Origin of the sequence: Staphylococcus simulans, from assembly GCF_002994445.1 — a bacterium.
GTDB lineage: Bacteria > Bacillota > Bacilli > Staphylococcales > Staphylococcaceae > Staphylococcus > Staphylococcus simulans_B.
Genome location: NZ_MRZJ01000008.1, coordinates 71,473 through 94,765 on the forward strand (window position 1 = coordinate 71,473; position 23,293 = coordinate 94,765).

20 protein-coding genes and 6 tRNA genes are annotated in these 23,293 nt (G+C 37.7%); 8 read left to right on the forward strand and 18 right to left on the reverse strand.

Annotated elements, in window-relative coordinates; all coding sequences use genetic code 11:
• Positions 1-14 precede the first annotated feature (14 nt).
• The 6 genes from C7N65_RS10140 to C7N65_RS10165 form a co-directional block, all read right to left on the reverse strand.
• Positions 15-953 (reverse strand): type I phosphomannose isomerase catalytic subunit, encoded by a 939-nt coding sequence (locus C7N65_RS10140; protein WP_105994364.1) that lies wholly within the window; start codon positions 951-953, stop codon positions 15-17.
• 497 nt (positions 954-1,450) lie between these two features.
• A complete protein-coding gene (locus C7N65_RS10145) occupies positions 1,451-2,143 on the reverse strand; it encodes a LutC/YkgG family protein (RefSeq protein WP_105994365.1) in 693 nt (230 codons plus the stop codon).
• On the reverse strand, positions 2,140-3,579 hold the full coding sequence (locus C7N65_RS10150) for a LutB/LldF family L-lactate oxidation iron-sulfur protein (RefSeq protein WP_105994366.1): 1,440 nt from the start codon (positions 3,577-3,579) through the stop codon (positions 2,140-2,142). The genes C7N65_RS10145 and C7N65_RS10150 overlap by 4 nt, the downstream gene beginning before the upstream one ends.
• 1 nt (position 3,580) lies before the next feature.
• Positions 3,581-4,315 carry a (Fe-S)-binding protein gene (locus C7N65_RS10155; protein ID WP_105994367.1) on the reverse strand — a complete coding sequence of 245 codons (735 nt, stop codon included), beginning with the start codon at positions 4,313-4,315 and terminating at the stop codon, positions 3,581-3,583.
• Between the two features lie 282 nt (positions 4,316-4,597).
• Positions 4,598-5,296, reverse strand: a complete 699-nt coding sequence (locus tag C7N65_RS10160) for a FadR/GntR family transcriptional regulator (RefSeq protein ID WP_105994368.1) — start codon at positions 5,294-5,296, stop codon at positions 4,598-4,600.
• A gap of 131 nt (positions 5,297-5,427) precedes the next feature.
• Positions 5,428-6,084 carry an SDR family oxidoreductase gene (locus C7N65_RS10165; protein ID WP_105994369.1) on the reverse strand — a complete coding sequence of 219 codons (657 nt, stop codon included), beginning with the start codon at positions 6,082-6,084 and terminating at the stop codon, positions 5,428-5,430.
• A gap of 156 nt (positions 6,085-6,240) precedes the next feature.
• Here C7N65_RS10165 and C7N65_RS10170 point away from each other — a divergent pair, with 156 nt between their 5' ends.
• Both C7N65_RS10170 and C7N65_RS10175 read left to right on the forward strand, forming a co-directional pair.
• The gene (locus C7N65_RS10170) at positions 6,241-6,546 is read left to right on the forward strand and encodes an ArsR/SmtB family transcription factor (protein WP_105994370.1); all 306 of its coding nucleotides are present in this window, start codon (positions 6,241-6,243) and stop codon (positions 6,544-6,546) included.
• 15 nt (positions 6,547-6,561) lie between these two features.
• The gene (locus C7N65_RS10175) at positions 6,562-7,509 is read left to right on the forward strand and encodes a cation diffusion facilitator family transporter (protein ID WP_105994371.1); all 948 of its coding nucleotides are present in this window, start codon (positions 6,562-6,564) and stop codon (positions 7,507-7,509) included.
• 61 nt (positions 7,510-7,570) lie between these two features.
• Here the strand turns inward: C7N65_RS10175 and C7N65_RS10180 are convergent, their stop codons facing one another.
• Entirely contained in the window at positions 7,571-8,305 is a 735-nt protein-coding gene (locus C7N65_RS10180) for a metallophosphoesterase family protein (RefSeq protein ID WP_105994386.1), read from the reverse strand.
• 130 nt (positions 8,306-8,435) lie between these two features.
• Between C7N65_RS10180 and C7N65_RS10185 the strand changes: the two genes are divergently transcribed.
• Positions 8,436-9,527: a hypothetical protein gene (locus C7N65_RS10185; protein ID WP_105994372.1), complete on the forward strand. Its 1,092-nt coding sequence runs from the start codon at positions 8,436-8,438 to the stop codon at positions 9,525-9,527.
• An 83-nt stretch (positions 9,528-9,610) separates the two neighbouring features.
• Here C7N65_RS10185 and C7N65_RS10190 read toward each other — a convergent pair whose 3' ends face one another.
• Together C7N65_RS10190 and glmS are read right to left on the reverse strand one after the other, a co-directional pair.
• Positions 9,611-10,465 carry an HAD family hydrolase gene (locus C7N65_RS10190; protein WP_105994373.1) on the reverse strand — a complete coding sequence of 285 codons (855 nt, stop codon included), beginning with the start codon at positions 10,463-10,465 and terminating at the stop codon, positions 9,611-9,613.
• 131 nt (positions 10,466-10,596) lie between these two features.
• Positions 10,597-12,402 (reverse strand): glutamine--fructose-6-phosphate transaminase (isomerizing), encoded by a 1,806-nt coding sequence (gene glmS, locus C7N65_RS10195; protein WP_105994374.1) that lies wholly within the window; start codon positions 12,400-12,402, stop codon positions 10,597-10,599.
• A 701-nt stretch (positions 12,403-13,103) separates the two neighbouring features.
• On the opposite strand from glmS, the gene C7N65_RS10200 reads away from it, so the two are divergent.
• The 5 genes from C7N65_RS10200 (at position 13,104) to C7N65_RS10220 (ending at position 19,411) form a co-directional block, all read left to right on the forward strand.
• Positions 13,104-15,011 carry a PTS mannitol-specific transporter subunit IIBC gene (locus C7N65_RS10200; protein WP_105994375.1) on the forward strand — a complete coding sequence of 636 codons (1,908 nt, stop codon included), beginning with the start codon at positions 13,104-13,106 and terminating at the stop codon, positions 15,009-15,011.
• 45 nt (positions 15,012-15,056) lie between these two features.
• A complete protein-coding gene (locus tag C7N65_RS10205) occupies positions 15,057-17,087 on the forward strand; it encodes a BglG family transcription antiterminator (protein WP_105994376.1) in 2,031 nt (676 codons plus the stop codon).
• Between the two features lie 6 nt (positions 17,088-17,093).
• Positions 17,094-17,528, forward strand: coding sequence for a PTS sugar transporter subunit IIA (locus C7N65_RS10210; protein ID WP_105994377.1), 435 nt, complete (start codon positions 17,094-17,096; stop codon positions 17,526-17,528).
• Complete coding sequence (locus C7N65_RS10215; protein WP_105994378.1) at positions 17,528-18,631, forward strand: mannitol-1-phosphate 5-dehydrogenase; 1,104 nt, start codon at positions 17,528-17,530, stop codon at positions 18,629-18,631. The genes C7N65_RS10210 and C7N65_RS10215 overlap by 1 nt, the downstream gene beginning before the upstream one ends.
• Positions 18,632-18,739: 108 nt before the next feature.
• Positions 18,740-19,411 (forward strand): MgtC/SapB family protein, encoded by a 672-nt coding sequence (locus tag C7N65_RS10220; RefSeq protein WP_105994379.1) that lies wholly within the window; start codon positions 18,740-18,742, stop codon positions 19,409-19,411.
• A 58-nt stretch (positions 19,412-19,469) separates the two neighbouring features.
• On the opposite strand, the gene glmM is transcribed toward C7N65_RS10220, so the two are convergent.
• The 9 genes from glmM to C7N65_RS10265 all read right to left on the reverse strand — a co-directional run bounded on the left by glmM (position 19,470) and on the right by C7N65_RS10265 (position 23,285).
• Positions 19,470-20,825, reverse strand: coding sequence for a phosphoglucosamine mutase (glmM, locus tag C7N65_RS10225; RefSeq protein WP_105994380.1), 1,356 nt, complete (start codon positions 20,823-20,825; stop codon positions 19,470-19,472).
• Between the two features lie 26 nt (positions 20,826-20,851).
• Positions 20,852-21,784 carry a YbbR-like domain-containing protein gene (locus tag C7N65_RS10230; protein ID WP_105994381.1) on the reverse strand — a complete coding sequence of 311 codons (933 nt, stop codon included), beginning with the start codon at positions 21,782-21,784 and terminating at the stop codon, positions 20,852-20,854.
• A 1-nt stretch (position 21,785) separates the two neighbouring features.
• Positions 21,786-22,592, reverse strand: a complete 807-nt coding sequence (cdaA, locus tag C7N65_RS10235; RefSeq protein ID WP_105994382.1) for a diadenylate cyclase CdaA — start codon at positions 22,590-22,592, stop codon at positions 21,786-21,788.
• 198 nt (positions 22,593-22,790) lie between these two features.
• Positions 22,791-22,863: transfer RNA gene (locus C7N65_RS10240), tRNA-Lys, on the reverse strand.
• A gap of 3 nt (positions 22,864-22,866) precedes the next feature.
• Positions 22,867-22,941 (reverse strand) — tRNA-Gln (locus C7N65_RS10245).
• A 5-nt stretch (positions 22,942-22,946) separates the two neighbouring features.
• Positions 22,947-23,030, reverse strand: a tRNA-Tyr gene (locus C7N65_RS10250).
• A 20-nt stretch (positions 23,031-23,050) separates the two neighbouring features.
• A tRNA-Val gene (locus C7N65_RS10255) sits at positions 23,051-23,126 on the reverse strand.
• Positions 23,127-23,135: 9 nt separating this feature from the next.
• A tRNA-Glu gene (locus C7N65_RS10260) sits at positions 23,136-23,207 on the reverse strand.
• A gap of 3 nt (positions 23,208-23,210) precedes the next feature.
• Positions 23,211-23,285 (reverse strand) — tRNA-Asn (locus C7N65_RS10265).
• Positions 23,286-23,293 lie beyond the last annotated feature (8 nt).

Here is a 23,293-nt window from a genome sequence, read left to right on the forward strand (position 1 = left end):
ACACCTCTGTTTCTTTATACATACGTAATCATCACAGTTAAGTCGCCTTTAAAAATATTATCCAAGTCTTCAGACGTTAAAATAAAGCTGCTGCCGGGTTGAATTGAAAATACATCGCCATCCGTAATCAATTCTCCTTCACCGTAAAGCACGGTCACTAAGCAGAATTCTCTCGGTTTCATATAACTCAGCGTACCTGTAATTTCCCATTTTACAACCGTAAAGGCATCATTATTAATATATGATGTTCGTTTATGGTTATCGATAATCTCAGTTTCCGGAATCACATTCGGGCTGACAGTACGTACTTCTACAACATCTTTAGCTTTTTCGATATGCATCTCGCGTGAATGGCCTGCTTCATCTCTGCGATTATAATCATAGATACGATACGTAACATCAGAAGATTGTGTGACTTCATACACCACAATCCCTTTGCCTATCGCATGTACAATACCATTCGGCACAAAGAAGAAGTCGCCTGCACTGACAGGAATATGTTTGAATAGGTTATGATGTTCTTCGTTATCTAAAGCACGGATAAAATCTTCTTTAGAATCTGTATTCAAGCCGTAAATAATCTCAGCACCTTCTTCTGCTTCGATAATATACCAGCATTCTTTCTTGCCGAAATCTCCATCTTCATGTTCATAAGCATAAGCTGTATCAGGATGAACTTGTACAGATAATGCTTCTTGTGCATCAATCATTTTAACCATTAATGGGAATTCAGAACTCGGGAAATCTCCAAATAATTCTTTATGTTCACGCCAAACCTCACTTAATGTTCGACCTTCAAATGGCCCGTCAGTAATGACACTGTCACCATTTTGATGTGCAGAAACAGCCCATATTTCACCCACATTTGCATGAGGCAATTGATAACCATATTGTGTTAAGTGATTACTGCCCCAGATTCTTTCTTTAAAAATCGGGTCTAAAAACAATGGCATAAATCCGTGCACCTCCATTATTATTTCATTCTATGCTTGATTATGTATCGGTTGTTTATTCGACCATTCTTATGGAATTCATCATGATAGCGTTATCTAAGATATTATAACAATATTTTCTTCAAGGTGGTAGTATACTTAAAATATTTACAAAAGTTAAAAAGCAAAGGATGTCATATTCCATGTATTTCTTCTATTATTCTCATACTTATCTTTAATACAAATGTCACCTAAATTATTTTACAAATTATTTCAAATATTACTTGTATTGGTTAGGCTTCACCCCTTATAATAGAAGTATGTTAATAATAGCTTAACATTAGCTACATAAGGTAATAAATATGATTAATGTCGAAAGAGTTGCTGATGCGGCTCCATTTCATAAAAATTTGCATAAGACCTAGGCCCTGGAAAAGCCTAGGTCTTTTAAATGCGAAAAAGAACCGGACGAAAAACATCATGTGTTTTCGTTCGGTTCTTTATGCTTTGAATCAAAATTAAATATCATCTACAACGATATAAGCTGCTTTTACCGGACCGTGTACCCCTACTACTAAGTTCATTTCGATATCTGCAGAGTTAGATGGACCTGTAATGAAGTTGACACAAGATGGGAAGCGTACATCTTCTTGGTTTTTATCATATAAGCCATCTGCTGCTTGTGTAAATCTTGGCACGATTGTTGATTTTGGAATAATAGCGATATATGTTTCAGGCATCAAGCTGACTGCACGTCCGCGTCCTTTACCTGAGAATAAAACAATTGTACCGCTCTCGCTTAGACAGTAATCACTGAATGTGATACCGACTTGTGCAGATTGTGCTGCACGTTTGCTTTGTTCAGGTTGTGCTTCATCCCAAACAGTTGTATCGAATTCGCTTAAGTCCACTTGATATTCAGTAAAACGCGGATCATCAAATCTGACAACAGGGTTGCCGCCGAATTGTTTGATAGTGGCTCTTAAAATCTCATTTAAGTTAGCTTTTGTTGTTTTTTTGAATACAGTATGGATGCGTTCGCATTCATGTTCTAAATGATCCACGAGTTCATCGGGTGTTAAGTCAGCCAAAGTTTTATATTGCGGTTGTACTGACCATTCAGGTTTAACTACGTTTGCTGGTGTTTTGCGTTCTAAAGCATTTTGAATGTTTGCTAAGAACTTTTCTCTGTTAGAAATTAGTCCAGTCATTTGTTTTCCCCTTCTTTCTCTTTCAAGTGTGCTTTCATCCAGTGGCTGAAACGTTCTTTTTCAGGTGTTGGGAAATCTCTGGATTGTGTCCAGGCATGTAATGGTTTCGGACCTTTTTCTACCCAGCCGTCTTTATTAGCATACGGTTTAAGTGCAGGTCCTGCCATTTTAATACTGTACTGGAAGAGATGCGGTTTAGTCGTACCGATACCGAACCCTTTCATGACTAAGCGTTCGCCTAAAGCAGATTTTTTAAGTTCTTCTGCTTCGACTTGGCGGTGTTTAAGTAAGAGTTCGTGAAGCGGAATTTTAACCGGACATGCTTCTGAACATGCTGCACATAATGATGATGCATATGGTAATTGTCCATATTCTTCATAGCCGCCAAGCAATGGTGATAAGACTGCACCGACTGGTCCTGGATAAATAGAACCGTAGCTGTGGCCGCCTGAATGTCTGTAAACCGGACAAACGTTCATACAAGCACCGCAACGAATACATTGCAAGATTTCTTGGAATTGTGTACCTAAAATAGAAGAACGACCGTTATCAACAATAACTAAATGGAATTCTTCCGGACCATCAATTTCGCCTTCTCCTCTTGGACCTGTAAGTGTAGTCACATAACTTGGTAATTTTTGTCCTACTGCACTTCGTGAAAGCATACCGACTAATACTTCCATTTCTTTGAATGAAGGTACAATACGTTCCATACCCATCACTGTAATTTGTGTTTTAGGTACAGTAGTTGTCATACGTGCGTTCCCTTCATTAGTAACAAGGCAGAAGCTGCCGCTGTCTGCTACAGCAAAGTTGCATCCTGTTACCCCTACTTCAGCTGCCAAGAATTTTTCACGCATGATTTTACGTACAAATCTCGCCATTTCTGTCGGATCATCGCTGCCTTGGTAGCCTTCTTTAGCATTTAATACACGTTGGATTTGACCGCGGTTTTTATGCAACGCTGGTGCTACGATATGTGAAGGCGGATCTTCGTGGTCGATTTGAAGTAAGAATTCGCCTAAGTCGCTTTCTACAACTTCAGCACCGATATCTTGTAGTGCATGGTTCATTTCGATTTCTTCAGTTACCATTGATTTAGATTTGATGACTTTTTTCGCATTTTTCTTTTTCACAACATCTGCAATATAGGCAGAAGCTTCTTCTTTTGTTTCTGCAAAGTAGACATGGCCGCCTAATTTCGCTACATTTTCAGAAAGCTGATTTAAATAATAATCCAAGTTTTCTAATGTATGTTGACGGATTTCAGCTGATAATTGGCGCCATTCTTCCCAATTTCCGAGTTCTTCTTGTGCTTTTAGTTTTTTTACACGCAAACCATCTTGTGCTGAACTTACAGCACCGCGCATAAATTTATTCTGCTTTTCAATTTTAAAAGCATCTTTAAAGGATTTATCTCCGATACGCATACCCATCTTAATGCACCGCCCCTTCAAGCTGATGATTCAATACTTCAGCAATATGAAGTACTTTCACTTTGCTTTTAATACGTTTCAAACGGCCTTCGATATTCATTAAGCAGCTGGCATCCGCACCGACTAAATAATCTGCACCTGTTTCATCTACACAATGTGCTTTTTCATCTACCATTTCACTAGATACATCCGACATTTTAACCGCAAATGTACCGCCGAAACCGCAGCAATTATAATACTTAGGCAATTCAACCAATTCTAGACCTTTAACATTGCTTAATAATTGTTTAGGTTCATCAACTACTCCTAAAATTCTAGTAATATGACATGACGGATGAAGTGTTGCTTTGCCTTTAAGTGATGCTCCGACATCTGTAATACCTAAGACATTGACAATAAATTGTGTAAGTTCGTATGATTTATCTGCAAGCGCAACCGCTTCTTTATGCATCACAGGATCATTTTCGAATAAACTTGGATAATGTTTGAACATTGTAATACAAGAACCTGATGGCGCAACAACATATTCTGAATCTTTAAATGCTTTAATCATTTGTTTAGCTGATTGTCTTGCATCTTCGAAATAACCAGAGTTGAATGCAGGTTGCCCGCAGCAGATTTGTGAAGCAGGATAATCTACTTCGCAGCCTAATCTTTCCAGCAATTCCACAGTAGCCACACCGATACGTGTATGGAAAGCTTCAACTAAACAAGTTGAGAATAAACTGACTTTCATTTTTTACACCCTTTCCCCGTTCGCAAAACTTGTGAACGCGTGAGCCCGATTAAATTTAATGATTCCTATTACTTAAACCATTAAAACCCCAACAGGCATCCCCACAACGTCTGCTGCTTAATTTAAGAATAGAAAAGATTACTCGTACATTATAGCGCTCTTTAATCATCTAGTCATCAGATGTTTAACATTTTGTTCAAACTTTTTTCACTTTTATTCTGCTTTAAACAAAATAAAATAAAACAAGCCTCAATATAGAGACTTGTTCCATATAATTTTATCTTATTTGTTTTTGATGTTCTGCAAGATCGTATCACGTACTTCTTCGAGATGTTCATGCATTTGCTGCTGCGCTTGTACAGCATCTTTATCTTGAACTGCAAGATAAATTTTTCTATGTTCTTCATATAAACGAAGCAGCGCTTTTTCTTTATCAAACAAATACACTTTACGTGTCTCTTTCATTGTTTCTTGAATAACGTCTGAAATATTATTCAGTAAATCAAACAACATGTCATTTTGTGCTGCTTTTGCTACAGCAAGATGAAACTGCAAGTCAGCCGCTTCCCCTGATGTTCCGTCAGCTACTGCTTTTTGCATTAATCCTAATGCAGCGTCTAATGCTTTCAAATCTTCCTCTGATCTTAATTCAGCTGCTTTTTTCACCGTAGCAAGCTCCACGATTTCTCGCAGTTCTAATAAATCTTCAATTTGTTTTCTTGTCAGCGAAGTATCGTCTAAATCAAAAAAGACAGGTTCTTGCTTGGTCACAAATGTGCCGTAACCTTGTTTGATTTCAATAACTCCTATTGTTCTTAAAGCATTAAAAGCTTCACGTACTGAAGCGACACTTACACCATAATCCTTAGCAAGCGCTTGAATGGAAGGCAATTTGTCTCCGACCGCATACTCGCCTGTTTTAATTTTTTCTAACAAGATGTCGGCAATTTTTTCATATATCTTTGTCTTTGAAATTTTCATCCGAACTTTGACCTCCACTTTATTATCCATTCAATTATAACAAATACAAACGCTTTCTGACTCGCTTTTAGTAAAAAAGAAGGCCAGATACTACTGACCTTCCTTTAATCTGATGACATACAATTTATAGATTACTTATAGAAGTTTTCTAATGCTGCTTGAATCGATTCATTTCCATCAATGACTTGGAATTCTCCGCCTTGGAACTGCTTATTCGTTAGTACTTCAACGATGGTTGCCGCAACATCTTCTCTAGGAACAGAACCGCCTTCGTCAAATAATTTTTCAATTTCAACTTTTCCTGTACCATCATCATCTAGTAACGCACCCGGATGTACAATCGTATAGTTTAAACCAGAGTCGCGCAGATGATTATCCGCATAGTGTTTTGCGATGGTATAAGGTTTTAGTGCTTCATAATCATCGAAAGCTTCTCTTCTTGAATCAAAAGTAGAAACCATCACGAAATGTTTTACGCCTGCTTTCTTGCTGGCTTCAATCGCTTTGACAGCGCCATCTAAATCGACAATAATCGTTTTATCTGCACCAGTACTGCCGCCTGAACCGACTGAAAAGACAAGTTGTTCGTAACCTTTGAATTTATCAGCCAATGCGTCAATACTGTCTGTTTCCACATCCACGTTTTTTGCATCTAAGCCTTCTTTTTCTGCTTCTTCAACTTGGTCATCTTTACGATAAGCTGCAGTGAAATTTTGATCAGCATCTTTTAATTTTGAAACGATAAACTTGCCGACACCGCCGTTTGAGCCTAATACTAAAATACTCAAGTCCATCACTCCTGTTAATTTATTATCATGCTTAAACTTTTCCCTCTATCGCTTTATTGAAACAGCTGCACAAATTGCTCTATTGACTTCATAAGCACAACGTTGTAAATTAATATATGAATAAATGTTCATATATTAATTTAAGGAGTGGTAAGCTTGTCAAATCATGAATTAAGCAGTCGGACACTAGCGCAAGTCACTGATATTTTCAAAGCGTTAAGCGAACCTAACCGCATCCGAATTATGCATCTATTAAAACAAGGCCCTTGCAGCGTCGGACATATCAGCCATACCTTGGGACTTTCTCAATCGAATGTATCGCATCAATTGAAAATCCTGCGTCATGCTGAACTTGTAAAAGACCAGCGTCAAGGCCAATCCAAAATTTATATGCTCGATGATCAACATGTCGTAACGCTTTTAGCACAAGCTATACACCATGCAGAACATCCTGTTGATTAGAAAGGAAGATTGCTTATGAGCCATTCTCATGAACATGCACATCACCATCACCACAACCATGTGCATACTAACAACAAACGTGTCTTAACACTATCATTTATCATCATAGCCGCATTTATGGTCGTTGAATTAATCGGAGGTTTCATAGCAAATAGTTTAGCTTTGCTTTCAGATGGTGTGCATATGCTGAGTGATGCGTTCTCATTAGGCTTTGCCTTATTTGCATTTAAATATGCTGAACGCCACGCTACGATGAATATGACTTTCGGTTATAAACGTTTTGAAATTTTAGCCGCTTTATTCAACGGTGTGCTCTTACTGGTAATCAGTGTTGGTATTATGATTGAAGCTTTCAGACGTTTTGCTTCTCCTCAAGAAGTCTTATCTGCTGAAATGTTCTTCATCAGCGTAACAGGCTTAATCGTCAACATAGTTGTGGCTTGGCTGATGTTAAGCGGCGGAGATACAAAACATAACATCAATATGCGCGGTGCTTTCTTGCACGTCCTCGGCGACTTATTAGGTTCTGTTGGTGCAATTGTAGCAGCAATATTGATTTGGGCTTTCAACTTTACTATTGCCGACCCTATCGCAAGTTTGCTCGTTTCATTATTATTGCTTAAAAGCAGTTACGGCTTAATCAAAGATTCGCTTAATATCTTGATGGAAGGCACACCTAAAGATATCGATATTGATCAAGTCGTAGAAACTGTTAAATCAGAGGAAGCTATTCAAAATGTACATGATTGTCATGTCTGGACGATTTCTAATGATTTAAATGCTTTCAGCTGCCATGCGGTCGTCAGCGATACATTATCGATAAAAGAATGCGAAGCTTTGCTGCAGCGAATAGAAAAAGAACTGAATGCATTAAATATTCATCATATGACCATTCAATTAGAATCTCATGAAAATCCGCACAGCCGAACAACATTATGCGAACACATCACCGCAACCTCTTAAAATAAATATACAAATTAAACCGGCGGCTCAGACAAATCCTGAGTCGCCGGTTTAATTTGCTTTATTGAATGAACTTATCAAAAATCAACTGTCTGCCTGGTACTTGTTTAGTTTCAAAGCCATCAATGAAACGTTCGTTATCATATACCACACGGACTTGTTCGATATTAAACTGTTCAGGAGTAATCGTCACAATCCCATAGACTGTATAAGGTGCTCTGTTAAGGCCTACCGAACCTGGATTAAAGTATGCTGTATCTTCTTGAACAAAATGATGCAGCGTATGGTTATGACCGAATAAAATCAAATCCGCTTCTTTATCTTTAAACAATTTTGCCATATGCGATGCTGTAGGCTCGACAATCGGACTGAATGGAATTTGGTCAATCGGCTGGTCTAATTTTGCGTTTTCTATTTCATAATGAATACCTAATACAGATTGTCCGAAGACATCTAATTTAAATTCTCTCGGTAATTCATTTAAATAATCATAGTACTGCGGGTTTAAGTGTTCTGCGATCCAATGATGGTGTTCTAAGAATTTATCTTTTAAATCTTCTGGATATGGTGTCTTGTTTATCACAGACATAATTGCTTCATCATGATTGCCTGCAATAGACGTGATATCATCTCTAGATGTCACCATACCTAATACTTCATTGGTATTATGGCCGATGCCGATGATATCACCTAGATTATAAATATGGTCGATATCCCCTCTTCTATCAATATCTCGTAGTATTGTTTGAAGTGCATCCATGTTGCCATGCACATCTGTTATTACTGCAAATTTCAAAGTCATCACCCTCATATAAGTTTATTATTAAACAAAATGTTACATTTTGTCTGTAATCTTTATTTTTTAATTTGAAACTCCGCTATTTTTTGATATTGTGTTTATATCATATCAAAGGAGTGCTAAGCCATTGTTTAAATTTCATAAACAAGCAATACAAAACGCAAAACCGCAAAATGTTAAAATAGCTGTTTTTAGTATTCTAACATTCATTGTCTTTATTTTACTGGTTGGACTCAGTTTACTACCATTATCTCAGGCAGCGCAACTCGTAATGATGGCTATGATGACGCAACAGTTTTCACCGCAAATTATTATTGCGATACTCTTTGCTGTTATCTTGCCGCTTGCTTTCTTTATATTCGCCGGCTACCATTTAGCTGCTGGTGCTATCAATATTATATATAAAGGTATCAATAAAGAGAAAGTAAGTTTTACAGATGCCCTTTCTGCATTTAAGAAAGGCAGTTACTTAAAAGCAGTTAAATTAGCTTTATTCACACTGCTGTTTATCATTATTTTAAGTCTGATCCGCTACGTGTTAACGCAATTATTCAGTGCAGTTTTCGGCAGCGCAGTAAGAGGCGGCCAAAACTACTTCATGGAACATATCGGTGCATACATCGCAGTTCAATTAATTGCTTTAACAATATTAGGCTTAATTTTATCATTCTTCATTTGGGCAATTACTTACATCATTGTCGCATACACTGCCGCTTACTTTAAAGATCGTCAAGCTGGTGCATTCAAAGATGTAAAACAAGCATTTAAATCAATGAAGAATGGACAGCATTCATGGTTCAAATTATTACTAGGTCTTGTATTATTAGACTTTATCGTTATTCTTTTGAGCACACCGATTGTTCAACTCGTTAACCTTGGAACGAAATCGATGTCTCAAAATATCGCTAATGTTCTAATCATTATTGTAATGGTAATTGCGATGTTAGTCCGTGTGGCAGTTTATTACTTAAATACACACGCAATTATCGCATTCTTCAATTCAGCTGCCGGCCACCTTGCACCAAGAACAAAACCATCTCACAAAGAACGTAAGGCTAAACAAGCAGCAAAAGACAAAAAAGAACAAGTTGAAGATAAAGTTGAACAAAATAAAGACAAAGCAGACACAGAAAAAGAAACTTATTCTGATACAACATTTGATCATTTAGAGTCTAAGAAAAAAGACATTGATCAACGTTCAGATGAATTCAAAAAATAAGCAATGAAAATAAGCGTCTGAAGGCAGCCATAAGCTCCTTCAGACGCTCTTTTTGTATCTAATATAATTTCGTAAAAGCCTTTTTATTTCAATAAGTTATCTTCTAAATAACGTGCTGCCCCATCTTCATCATTTGTATAAGATGTAACATCTTTAGTCAATGCTTGAATTTCAGGACGTGCGTTTTTCATTGCGACTGTGTAATGTCCGAATGCAAACATAGAACGATCGTTATCACTGTCTCCGATGACTAATGTTTCAGTTTGATCGATGTGATAGTGTTCAATCATTTCTTTAATTCCTGTTCCTTTATCAATGCCTTCTGCCATTGTTTCAGCGTTGAAACGTGATGAATTCGAAACAGTAATTCCAAGTTGTTGCTGCTCTTCGATTAAATGCTCTCTGAAAGCTGTAATTTTTTCTAAGTCCGGTGTGAACATATAGATTTTAGAGAATTTAGTCTCAGGTAATGCATTCACCCAGTTCACATTGCCTGCAAGTGCATGTTTACGTGAATTCCACTCGCTGATACCTACATTATTCGGAGGTGTATCTCCTTCGCATGTAGCACGAATCCAATCTTCATCTTCTTTTAAAATCATGCGATTTCCGCTGAATGGGAACACTTCATAATAAATGTTTTGCGCTTTTGCTTCGCTGACAATTTGTGTCACCGCTTCAAACGTTAAACTATGCTCAAAAATAGTACTGCCTTCTGCATCGCCTCTTGTACCATTCGAAGAGATAACGCCGTCTATTTCAAAATTATCTGGTGTTAAATGTTTAATTTCATCAAATGAACGTCCAGTCGCGATAAAGACCTTATAGCCTTTTTGACGTAATTGTTTGATTGTTTCTGTAGTTGTTTCAGATACTCTATTGTTTTCTTGTAAAATCGTTCCGTCCATATCTAAGAATATCGCTTTCACATTATCCATTACTTTTCCTCCAAGTTCATGTTATCGCCTTGATTATGGCATTTCCAGGCTTTTTTCGCAACCTTCATCTACTTTTGTGCCAAGAAAAAACTGTCATCCTCATAAGAGAATGACAGCTTATAAATCTTCTATTATTCAACTGTAACTGATTTCGCTAAGTTACGTGGTTTGTCTACGTCTAAGTCACGATGCAATGCCGCATAATAAGAGATTAATTGTAATGGTACAACTGATACAAGCGGTGTTAATAATTCATTCACTTGCGGGATAACATATGTGTCATCTTGTTTGTTTAAGCCGTCCATTGAAATGATGCAAGTATGCGCACCACGTGCCGCAACCTCTTTCACATTACCGCGAATTGAAAGGTTGACGTTCTCTTGTGTAGCAAGTGCGATAACCGGTGTATTGTCTTCAATCAATGCGATTGTACCGTGTTTCAACTCGCCGCCTGCAAATCCTTCAGCTTGGATATATGAAATTTCTTTTAATTTCAATGCGCCTTCTAAGCTGACATTGTAGTCGATTGTACGACCGATGAAGAAAGCATTGCGTGTCGTTGCTAAGTAATCTTTAGCAATTTGTTCCATGAATTCTGCATCGTCTACGATAGCTTCCATCGCATTAGCAACTTTCGCTAATTCTTGAAGTAAGTCGACTGTCGCATCTTTACCGTGACGTTTCGCCACAATTTGAGACAAGATCGCTAGTACTGCAATTTGTGCAGTATATGCTTTTGTAGAAGCAACCGCAATCTCAGGACCCGCATGTAATAATAGCGTATGATCCGCTTCACGAGATAATGTTGATCCAGGCACGTTTGTCACTGTTAATGCTTTGTGACCGCGTTTTTTCATTTCTACAAGTACTGCACGACTGTCTGCAGTTTCACCTGATTGTGAAATGTAAATAAATAATGGTTTTTCAGATAATAGCGGTGTATTGTATACAAATTCAGAAGCAACATGTACTTCAGTAGGTACACCTGCCCATTTTTCAATGAACTCTTTACCTACTAAACCTGCATGGTAGCTTGTACCTGCTGCGATAATGTAGATACGGTCTGCTTGTGCGACTTCATCTACAATCGCATCGTCCATTTTCAAGCTGCCCGCTTCATCTTGGTATTCTTGAATGATACGGCGCATTACTGCAGGTTGTTCATGAATTTCTTTTAACATGTAGTGATCATAAACACCTTTTTCAGCATCAGCTGCATCAATTTCAGCAGTGTACGTATCGCGTTCTTGTACATTGCCTTCTAAATCTTTAATTTCAACACTGTCGCGTTTAACAATCACAATTTCATGGTCATGAATTTCTTTGTATTCATTTGTAACTTGCAGCATTGCTAATGCATCTGAAGCAACTACATTGAATTCATCACCGACACCGATTAATAAAGGTGATTTGTTTTTAGCGACATAAATTGTATCGTGGTCTTCTTCGTCTAATAACGCTAAGGCATATGAACCATGTAATAGTTTCACTACTTTTGTGAAAGCTTCCTCAGTTGTTAAGCCTTCATTTGAGAAGTGTTCTACTAATTGTACAATGACTTCAGTATCAGTTTCTGATAAGAAATTAACGTCTGAAACATATTCATCACGTAATTCTTCATAGTTTTCAATGACACCGTTGTGTACTAAAGTAAAGCGTTTTGACGCTGATTGATGCGGGTGTGAATTTTCATGGTTAGGTACACCATGTGTTGCCCAACGTGTATGTCCAATACCTACTGTACCGTCTACATCACTGCTGTCCGCAACTTTTCTCAAGTCCGCAATACGGCCTTTTTCTTTAAATACTTTTGTACCGTTATCATTTACAAGTGCGATACCTGCAGAGTCATAACCTCTGTACTCTAATTTTTCTAATCCTTTTAGTAATACTTCTTTCGCATTATCATATCCGATATATCCTACGATTCCACACATAATTCAATTCCTCCGTTTTTCTTTTCATTAACGGTTACCCTATACGGGGGAATCTATTCAGTTTTATATTAAATTTATTAACGAATCGAATAAAACTGCACCATAAATCCAACGCCTTGTTTTACCTTGTATGGCCCCTTCTCACTTGAACACATACAAAAAGGCGTACTTATCCCCTTGCTATGAGTACCGTTTAAAAATATAAACTTCGGTCTGTTTACAAACTTTGTGCATCGAGTTGCCTCAATGTTTTACTCTGTAAACTTACGACTGACCTAGTCCGAGACAGCATCCGCCGATAATCGATCACTGCCTTCCTCGTCGACAATTTCAAGCTTTAATGCTATTACACCTTCTGCTTTAAGGTATAAATCAGTGCAATTGTTCAGCTTTAATTGTACGGGCGCTATAATTGTTTGTAATACTTTCTGCCCCCCTTTTACATGTAATATAAGTATTTTACAATGACTGATTTTATAATTGCAACTATAAACTTCGTATGAATCCGCTTACAGTGTGATTTCATGAACTATTTTCAAAAGTTTGGAATTTGTTACATGTTTTCTACTATATATATATAAGGCTATTTGTTAATTGTCACTATCTATATGACAAAGTACGATTTAGATTAGATTGTTTGAACATCCATGTCAGTCTTAAGATGAATGTATACCAATTGAAATTAAGAGAGGTGGATGACAATGTCAAATTCACAAGAAAATAAGGGAATTGGGCGCAAAGTCCAAGCATTCGGCTCATTTTTAAGCAGTATGATTATGCCGAATATCGGTGCGTTTATCGCATGGGGCTTTATCGCAGCAATATTTATCGATAATGGCTGGTTCCCAAATAAAGATTTAGCAGAACTTGCAGGCCCGATGATTACGTACTTGATTCCGTTACTGATTGCATACAGCGGCGGTCGTTTAATTCATGACATGCGCGGCGGTATTATCGCAGCTACAGCTACTATGGGGGTAATTGTAGCACTGCCGGATACACCAATGCTTTTAGGTGCCATGATTATGGGTCCATTAGTAGGTTGGCTCATGAAGAAAACCGATGCATTTATTCAACCTAGAACACCACAAGGTTTCGAGATGTTATTTAATAACTTCTCTGCTGGTATTTTAGGTTTCATCATGACAATTGTAGGCTTTAAAATTTTAGCACCTATTATGCAATTCATTATGCATATCCTATCTGTAGGTGTTGAAGCTTTAGTCCATGCACATTTATTACCATTAGTCAGCATTATTGTTGAACCAGCAAAAATTGTGTTCTTAAATAATGCGATTAACCATGGTGTGTTCACACCGCTTGGCGCTGATCAAGCATCAAGTGTCGGACAATCGATTCTTTACACAATCGAGTCTAACCCTGGTCCAGGTATCGGTGTGTTATTAGCTTATATGATTTTCGGTAAAGGTACTGCAAAAGCAACTTCATATGGTGCTGGGATTATCCAATTCTTCGGCGGTATCCATGAAATTTACTTCCCATATGTTTTAATGCGACCTTTCCTATTCGTTGCAGTTATTCTTGGGGGAATGACTGGCGTAGCAACTTATTCATTATTAGATTTCGGATTTAAAACACCGGCTTCTCCTGGTTCCATTATTGTTTATGCAATTAATGCACCTAAAGGCGAATTCATTTCAATGTTAATCGGTGTAATTTTAGCAGCCCTTGTATCATTTGTAGTTTCAGCATTAATTTTGAAATTCACAAAAGATCCTAAACAAGATTTAGCAGATGCGACTGCGAAAATGGAAGCTACGAAAGGCAAGAAATCAAGTGTAGCGTCAAAATTAAGTGGTAATAAAGAAGATAAAGGCACAACTACTCAACAAGCAGCAACAGCCGCTTCAACTGCCGGTACTTCAGATAATGACACTGCCCTCTTAGATAAATACAACACTGAAGATGTAGATGCACATAACTATAACAACGTAAAACATGTTATTTTCGCATGTGACGCTGGTATGGGTTCTAGTGCTATGGGCGCAAGTATGCTGCGCAACAAATTCAAAAAAGCTGGTTTAGACAATATCGAAGTTACAAACACAGCCATCAACCAATTGCCTAGCGATGCTGAACTTGTAATTACTCAGAAAAAATTAACAGACAGAGCCATTAAACAAACACCAGATGCCATTCATATTTCAGTAGATAATTTCTTAAACTCTCCTAAATATGAAGAATTAATTAATAATTTAAAAGAAGATCAAAACGGTAAAGATAAAGCAGCTGCACCTTCAGATAAAGCAGAAGATTTATCTGAGCAATACAACACAGAAGATGTGGATGCCCACAATTACAGCAATGTCGACCATGTCATCTTTGCTTGTGATGCGGGTATGGGCTCTAGTGCTATGGGTGCGAGCATGCTTCGCAATAAATTCAAAAAAGCTGGTTTAGACAACATTGAAGTCACTAACACAGCCATCAACCAATTACCTAGCAATGCACAACTTGTAATTACACAAAATAAACTTACAGACAGAGCGATTAAACAATCACCAGATGCCATTCATATTTCAGTAGATAACTTCTTAAATTCTCCTAAGTATGAAGAACTGATTAATAATCTGAAAGATGACCAATAAACGCACCTGGTTCGTTTCTTAAATTAAAGATTGCAGGTGAAAGCCATGGTATTAAGCAACAGAGAGAAATTAATCCTGGAAATACTTGTTAAATCACACGGACACTATATTACGATTTATGAAATCGCTCAGCAGCTTGCGGTTTCATCTCGAACCATTCACCGTGAATTAAAAACATTAGAACATGACCTTGCAGAATTATCCATTACGATTGAACGTGTACCGAATAAAGGTGTTCAATTACAGGCATCTAAAGCAGCGCTGCATCAGCTTCAATCAGAAATCAGTCATAATGCTGCTTTAGATTTAACTACTGAAGAACAAAAAACCATTATTTTATATGCACTGATTCAAAGCAAAGAACCGATTAAACAGTACAGCTTAGCACATGAAATCTGTGTAGCGCAGTCCACATTAACCAAACTGTTGGACGAACTTGAACAAGAAGCCGGTGGTTACCAGCTAACTTTAGAACGCAGACGCGGTGCAGGTGTCCTCTTAACAGGTTCAGAAGCGAAGAAGCGGGAAATGCTGAGTCATTTAATGGTAGATCATTTAAATAGTACGAGCGTTTATTCAGTAATTGAAAACCACTTTGTTTATCAATCTATCAATGCTTCTCAACTTTCGATGGTGGAATTAGATAATATCTTCCAAGTCGAGCGGGTACTGATGGATCATTTAAGTGCCCTGCCCTATACATTGACAGAAGCCAGTTATCTGACATTAACAGTGCATATCGTATTAGGTATTGACCGTATTAAACATGGCGAGAATGTCACGATTGATGAATCTATTTATCAATCTGTCAAAGATACACAAGAATACGATATTGCTGTTTCATTAACCGAGCAGCTTTCGCAAATTTATGATGTGACTTTCAACAAGGCTGAAATTACATTTATTACGATTCATCTGCGCGGTGCTAAACGAAAGCAAGAAGATATCCAAGCGGATGAATTTCAAGATAGTGACGCAAAAATCAATGCATTGATTCAGCTGGTTGAAGAAAGCTCATACTATCATTTTGATGATAAGCCAACATTAGCTGCTGGTTTGAAACTGCATTTGATTCCTGCAATCAATCGGCTGAATGCTAACATCGAAACACACAATCCATTAACGCAGATGATACGAAAGAAGTATCCGAAGCTCTTTGACAGTGTGCTCGATGCCTTGTCGATTGTTTGGCCAAAACTCTACTTTCCAGATAGTGAAGTAGCCTTTGTAGTTTTGCATTTCGGCGGTTCGCTCAAAGCAAATGAATCAAAGGATTTAGATATTTTAGTCGTGTGCAGTTCTGGTATTGGTACCAGCCGTGTTTTAGCAACACGTTTAGAACAGACGTTTCCGACAATCAACCATACAAAACAAGCTTCACTAAGCGATTTAAAGCAATTAGATTTAAAAGCTTATGACGGTATTATCTCAACATTAGCTTTAGAAATTGATGAACCATATATTCAAGTCAATCCATTACTGCCTGAACCAGATGCAAAATATGTTGCGAATTACTTAGAGACTCAAACTAAAGAAGACCAGCAGCGTGTTTCAGAAACATCAGGTCCGCATGTTTTGGATGAAGATAAGGTTATACAGACATTACGCGATAACTTAGCGGTACTCGACAACATTTATATTGAAGATGCAAAAGTAACCGATTGGCAAGATTATCTCGTAAAACTGTTAGTCAAAAATAAAAGTATTAAAGATAAAGCAGCATTTAAAAAAGTATTGAATGACTATGCACGAGCAAGGACGATCACCTTAGACCCTTACCCCATCGGCTTGCCGCATTTAAAACATGCGCTGATACTTCAACCGATGATTACAATTACTCGTCTCAAACAACCTTTAGCGGTAACTGAGGATGGTAAAACAGTTAACATCGATTACTTAATCAGCATGTTTTTGCCAGAAGAAAGTCCTTCCTCACCAATAGTCAGTGCCATCTCAGAAACTATTTCATGGAATTTGCATAAAATTGATGAATTAATGCAAAATCCAAATGAAATAATAGACGAAATGAAGAAGACTTTTATTAAGGAAGCAAGACAAATATTATTAACGGAGTGATCAATTATGTCAGAATTATTCAGTAATGAAAACATCTTTTTAAACCAATCATTCAAGGATCAAAACGAAGCAATTGAAAAAGCAGGCCAAGCTTTAGTAAATGCTGGCGCTGTAACAGAATCTTATATTCAAGCTATGAAAGACAGAGAAGAAGTTGTTTCTACCTATATGGGTAATGGTTTAGCAATTCCTCACGGTACAGAAGAGGCTAAAAATGCAGTATTGCAATCAGGTTTAACTTTGCTTCAAGTACCTGAAGGTGTGCAATGGGGAGACGAAACAGCGAAAGTCATCGTTGGTATTGCTGGTAAAGACGGCGAACATTTAGATTTATTATCTAAAATTGCTATCACTTTCAGTGAAGAAGAAAATGTAGATCGCATTCTTAATGCACAAAGTGCAGAAGAAATTAAAGCAGTCTTCGAGGAGGCTGACGCATAATGAAAGCAGTACATTTCGGCGCAGGCAATATCGGTCGCGGATTTATCGGCCAAATCTTATCAGATAATCATGTTGATGTTACTTTCTCAGATGTCAATGCAGCGATTGTAGATGCTTTGAACAATGACCATGAATATAAAGTCATCTTAGCTGATGAAGCGAAAACTTCTTCAATGATTCATAATGTAGATGCTATCAATTCCATGGAAGATCCTGAGAAGTTGCATCAAGCTTTGTTAGAAGCAGATATTATCACTACAGCTGTGGGTGTCAATCTGTTGCCTATCATCGCAAAATCATTAGCACCTGCATTAAAAGAAAGAACAACACCTGTTAATGTAGTCGCATGCGAAAATGCGATTATGGCGACGGATACGTTGAAAGAAGCAGTTTTAGCAATTACTGGTCCCCTATCTGATGAGATTCACTTTGCGAATTCAGCAGTTGACCGTATTGTACCCCAACAATCTCATGACAATATTTTAGATGTCTTAGTAGAGCCTTTCTTTGAATGGGTTGTGGAAAAAGACGCTTGGTATGGTCCAGAACTTGAACACATTAAATATGTAGAAGACTTAACACCTTATATCGAACGTAAATTGATGACTGTAAATACAGGACATGCTTACCTTGCATATGCAGGCCAATATTATGGTCATAAAACGGTATTAGAAGCAATCGAAGATAAAAATGTTGAGCAAGGTTTGCGTAAAGTATTAGGCGAAACAAGCCAATATATTATTGATGAATTCGGCTTTACAGAATCAGAACAAGCGGATTACGTTGAAAAAATTATCGGTCGCTTCAAAAACCCATATCTTTCAGATGATGTTACACGCGTGGGCAGAGGCACACTCCGTAAAATCGGACCGAAAGACCGTATTATTAAACCACTCAGCTATTTAGCTGAGAAAGGCTTAGCACACGAAGGTTTAATAGAAGAAGCAGCGTATCTTCTAAAATACCAAGATGCCAATGATGAAGAAACTGTGAAAAAGAATGACTATATTAATGAACATGGTGTGATCGATTTCTTAAAAACATATGCTGAAATCAACGAAGCATTAGCAGAAGAAATCAATCAAGTTTATCTTCAATTATAATAATACACACTAATAAGACTGGAATGACTTCGTAGTTTGAAGCATTTCAGTCTTATTTTAATAATGAGTGGTATATTAATAATATAGATAGAAAGAGGAGTGTCTGTTATGCTGTTTCAATTAGATTTATTGCTGCGCATTGTAATTGCTGTTTTATGCGGTGCAACCATTGGTTATGAAAGAACGCAGCGTCTAAAGGCAGCAGGGATACGGACACATATTTTAGTGGCCGCAGCTTCTGCGCTGTTCTTAATCGTTTCTAAATATGGATTTAATGATATTTTAGCTCAAAACAATATCAGTTTCGACCCTTCTCGTATCGGTGCACAAGTGGTCAGCGGTATTAGTTTTATCGGAGCCGGCACTATATTAATTCGTCACCAAAGTATTAATGGCTTAACCACAGCCGCTGGAATTTGGATTACTTCCGGTATCGGTATGGCTTTAGGTTCTGGTCTTTATTTTATAGGCATTGTTTCAACGATTCTGATAGTCACAATACAATATTTTTTAAGAAACGATAGATTGTTTTCATCACTTCATATGAGTGAAGCCATTAAGGTATTGATTCAAGCTGAATATACTAATACGATTCAACAAGAAATCACGCAAACCTTTATCTCCCACCATGTAAAACAAGTTCAAATACAAATTTTGAAAATAGATAATGAAACCATTACCTTAAATGTTACTGGTAAAATTATGGTACGCAAACATTATAACCATAATGACTTGCTGGAAGATTTGATACATCAAAAAGCAATACTGTCTGTCCGATAAAATAAGGGAACCCAGAGTCGCGTCATTTGCGATCTGGGTTCCCTCTTATATTGCGTTATTATTCATTTAATCCCATTTTGTCTTTAACTACATCTGCGATTTGCTGCGCATAGCTTTCAGCTTTCTCATCTGTAGCTGCTTCAACCATGACACGTACTAATGGCTCTGTACCTGAAGGTCTGACTAAGATACGGCCTTCGCCATTCATGTCAGCTTCAACACGATCCATTTCTGCTTTAACATCTGCATTATCTGTCACAGCATATTTGTCTGTAACACGTACGTTGATTAATGATTGCGGATATTTTTTCATTTGTTCTGCAAGTTCGCTTAGCGGTTTGCCTGTAAGTTTAACCACTGCAGCGAGTTGAACACCTGTTAATAAACCGTCGCCTGTTGTGTTATAGTCCATTAACACAATGTGGCCTGATTGTTCGCCGCCAAGGTTATAATTACCTCTGCGCATTTCTTCAACAACATAACGGTCGCCTACTTTAGTCTTGTTAGATTTGATACCTTCTTCTTCAAGTGCTTTGTAGAAACCTAAGTTGCTCATTACAGTCGAAACAATCATATTATCGTTTAATTCTTGGTTTTTAGCCATTTCTTGTCCAATGATGAACATGATTTGGTCACCGTCGACAATATTGCCTTTTTCGTCTACTGCGATTAAACGGTCGCCGTCGCCATCAAATGCTAAACCAAAGTCGCTCTCTGTTTCAACAACTGTTTTAGCCAATGCTTCAGGGTGTGTAGATCCGACTTCATCGTTGATATTGTAGCCGTCTGGGCTGCAGCCGATGATTTCTGTATCTGCTTCTAAGTCCCCGAATAAGAATGGCGCAAGTTGAGATGTTGAACCGTTAGCACCGTCTAAGACGATTTTTAATCCTTCGAAATTAACATCTACTGTTGATTTCAAGTAGCTCAAGTATTTTTGAGTGCCTTCGAAGTAGTCTGAGTATTGCACGATTTCATTTCCGATTGGACGCGGCAAGTCTGGGTTTTCAGAATCTAATAATGCTTCTATTTCATTTTCTTGATCATCAGATAATTTGAATCCATCTGAACCGAAGAATTTAATGCCGTTGTCAGCAACTGGGTTATGTGATGCTGAAATCATAACACCTAATTCAGCATCCATTTCTTTTGTTAAGTACGCAACCCCTGGTGTTGAGATAACGCCCAAACGCATTACTTCAGCCCCAATAGAAATCAAGCCTGCAATCAAAGCAAATTCAAGCATTTCACCAGAAACACGTGTATCACGTCCCACAAGTACTTGCGGATGTTTCTTGTCTTCGTTATGTGCTAAGACATAACCGCCGTATCTACCTAATTTAAAAGCCAGTTCTGGAGTAAGTTCTTTGTTGGCTACACCTCTGACTCCGTCTGTCCCAAAATATTTGCCCATTTAAAAATTCTCCTTTAATGCTTTATTTATTTAGCTGAAACTGTAGCTGTAATATCGCTGCTGTCAGCTTTTTTAACTGTGTCAGGTAATTCTAAGCTTACACCTGCTTCATCTGAACTTTCGAAATCTGCCAGATTAATTACACCTGTAATACTTTGAATATCACTTAACTCTTCTCTATTTCCAAAAATTTCAACTTGTTGTTTAGACAAATTAACATTATCAGCATTTAACTTAGAATTTGCTTTACCGATAACTTTCTTTTTAATATCTACTTTCTTGCTGTAAGGTTTTAACTCTACAGTAATATTAACATTGCTTGGTTTAGTAATAACATCAATTCTCTTTAAATTCTTATCAAATGCTACGATTTCTCCTACATCTGTTGTATCGTCTTTGATATTAGATGCATTTTTAAATGTAGCCTTTAAATAAGCAATTTTTTCAACTTGATGCTGTCCGCCGATAACCTTCACCTTTTTAGGTGTCACTGATTGATTTTTCACTTGATAGTTCGGATCGATATCCTTGTCACTCACATCAGCGGTTACTGTCATTTCTTTAGAGACTTTTCTCTCAAGGTTGACAGTCGCTTGTTTCGGATTAACAGTACCCTCTACATCCTTGTCTAAACCTTTGATTTCATAATCAATTTTATGACGTCCGAACGTAGTGTTTGTTAAATCCAATTCAACCTTGATGTCATCTGATTGTTCTGCTTTTAAAACCTTTGATTGCGAACCTTTTAACTGAACATCCACACTTTCAGGAATACCTGAAGCATATAAGTTCTTGCTGTTATATGTAGCTTCTACAGGTACATTCTGAATCGTTCTCGTTGTATTTTGAGATATTGATGATGTACCAAAGATATTTCCAAAGACGTTATTAACGGTTAAAAAGAAAGCTAATGCCAAGACAAATGCTACAAATCTTAATCCCCATTTGCTCTCAAACATTTTACTTCACACCTTTCTTTGGAAGTCTTGTATCGAACCAATGTTCAGCTAATAATTCTTCAAAGACTTCTGACGAAATATCTTTACGCAATTTACCATCAAAGGTAACTGAAATCGATCCCGTTTCCTCAGACACAATTGCTGTAAACGCATCTGATACTTCTGAAATACCAACTGCTGCTCTGTGTCTTGTTCCTAAACTCTTTGAAATCTTAGAACTATCAGAAAGCGGTAAATAACAAGCAGCACTCGCTATCTTTGTTCCTTGAATAATCATTGCACCATCATGCAATGGTGTATTCGGAATAAAGACATTCGTTAATAACTCTTGTGAAATGTCTGAATCCATCGGAATGCCTGTTTCAATATAATCTTGAAGCCCAGTCTTTTTCTCAAACACGATTAAAGCACCGATACGCCGCTTAGCCATATACTGTATTGCACCGCTGACAGCTTTAATCAGTTTTTCTTGATCTTGTGATGAACTTCCAACATAACGTTTAAACAGGTTACCTCTACCTAACTGCTCGAGTGCACGTCTGATTTCAGGTTGGAAGATCACAATGATTGCTAAGAACCCCCATTGGATGACCATATCAAACAATCTTGCAGTTGTAGTTAAGTCTAAAGCAGCACTCACCCAACGTCCTAATACAATGACTATAATTCCTTTGAGAAGCTGGATGGCTTTAGTCCCTTTAAATACTGTGATTAATAAATAAATCACATACCAGACAATGAGTAAATCTAAAATACTTGTTATTAACTTTACCGTATTGAAATTTTCAAAAATGCCGCCAAAATCCATAGCATCTCCTCCGGTAACCTAATTACAATGATAGCCGATTTATCGCTATGATAAACAACTCTCATACATTTAAATTATAGCATAAATCCCCCTGCTCCTTTGAATGAAAATACATAAATATGTACAACCTATTCTACTGATTTCAGAGAAACTTAAAAAAGTGTAATAAAAAAGCACCCTATCACTAGGGTGCAACAGTGAGCCATAGAGGATTCGAACCTCTGACCCTCTGATTAAAAGTCAGATGCTCTACCAACTGAGCTAATGGCTCTAATGGCTGGGCTAACTGGATTCGAACCAGTGAGTGACGGAGTCAAAGTCCGTTGCCTTACCGCTTGGCTATAGCCCATTAGATGGTGGAGGGGGGCAGATTCGAACTGCCGAACCCGAAGGAGCGGATTTACAGTCCGCCGCGTTTAGCCACTTCGCTACCCCTCCGACAAATATTTAATTCAAAATGGTGGAGAATGACGGGTTCGAACCGCCGACCCTCTGCTTGTAAGGCAGATGCTCTCCCAGCTGAGCTAATTCTCCAATATGTAATGACCCCGACGGGACTCGAACCCGTGTTACCGCCGTGAAAGGGCGGTGTCTTAACCGCTTGACCACGGGGCCATATGGCTCCACAGGTAGGACTCGAACCTACGACCGATCGGTTAACAGCCGATAGCTCTACCACTGAGCTACTGTGGAATAATGTC

What these genes read in the sequence shown, in the direction of transcription:
- C7N65_RS10205 (WP_105994376.1), top strand. Translation starts at nt 15,057, where the DNA reads ATGGTATTAAGCAACAGAGAGAAATTAATCCTGGAAATACTTGTTAAA.
- C7N65_RS10140 (WP_105994364.1), bottom strand. Translation starts at nt 953, where the DNA reads ATGCCATTGTTTTTAGACCCGATTTTTAAAGAAAGAATCTGGGGCAGT.
- glmM (WP_105994380.1), bottom strand. Translation starts at nt 20,825, where the DNA reads ATGGGCAAATATTTTGGGACAGACGGAGTCAGAGGTGTAGCCAACAAA.
- C7N65_RS10155 (WP_105994367.1), bottom strand. Translation starts at nt 4,315, where the DNA reads ATGAAAGTCAGTTTATTCTCAACTTGTTTAGTTGAAGCTTTCCATACA.
- glmS (WP_105994374.1), bottom strand. Translation starts at nt 12,402, where the DNA reads ATGTGTGGAATCGTAGGATATATCGGATATGATAATGCGAAAGAAGTA.
- cdaA (WP_105994382.1), bottom strand. Translation starts at nt 22,592, where the DNA reads ATGGATTTTGGCGGCATTTTTGAAAATTTCAATACGGTAAAGTTAATA.
- C7N65_RS10200 (WP_105994375.1), top strand. Translation starts at nt 13,104, where the DNA reads ATGTCAAATTCACAAGAAAATAAGGGAATTGGGCGCAAAGTCCAAGCA.
- C7N65_RS10215 (WP_105994378.1), top strand. Translation starts at nt 17,528, where the DNA reads ATGAAAGCAGTACATTTCGGCGCAGGCAATATCGGTCGCGGATTTATC.
- C7N65_RS10175 (WP_105994371.1), top strand. Translation starts at nt 6,562, where the DNA reads ATGAGCCATTCTCATGAACATGCACATCACCATCACCACAACCATGTG.
- C7N65_RS10190 (WP_105994373.1), bottom strand. Translation starts at nt 10,465, where the DNA reads ATGGATAATGTGAAAGCGATATTCTTAGATATGGACGGAACGATTTTA.
- C7N65_RS10160 (WP_105994368.1), bottom strand. Translation starts at nt 5,296, where the DNA reads ATGAAAATTTCAAAGACAAAGATATATGAAAAAATTGCCGACATCTTG.
- C7N65_RS10230 (WP_105994381.1), bottom strand. Translation starts at nt 21,784, where the DNA reads ATGTTTGAGAGCAAATGGGGATTAAGATTTGTAGCATTTGTCTTGGCA.
- C7N65_RS10150 (WP_105994366.1), bottom strand. Translation starts at nt 3,579, where the DNA reads ATGGGTATGCGTATCGGAGATAAATCCTTTAAAGATGCTTTTAAAATT.
- C7N65_RS10210 (WP_105994377.1), top strand. Translation starts at nt 17,094, where the DNA reads ATGTCAGAATTATTCAGTAATGAAAACATCTTTTTAAACCAATCATTC.
- C7N65_RS10145 (WP_105994365.1), bottom strand. Translation starts at nt 2,143, where the DNA reads ATGACTGGACTAATTTCTAACAGAGAAAAGTTCTTAGCAAACATTCAA.
- C7N65_RS10220 (WP_105994379.1), top strand. Translation starts at nt 18,740, where the DNA reads ATGCTGTTTCAATTAGATTTATTGCTGCGCATTGTAATTGCTGTTTTA.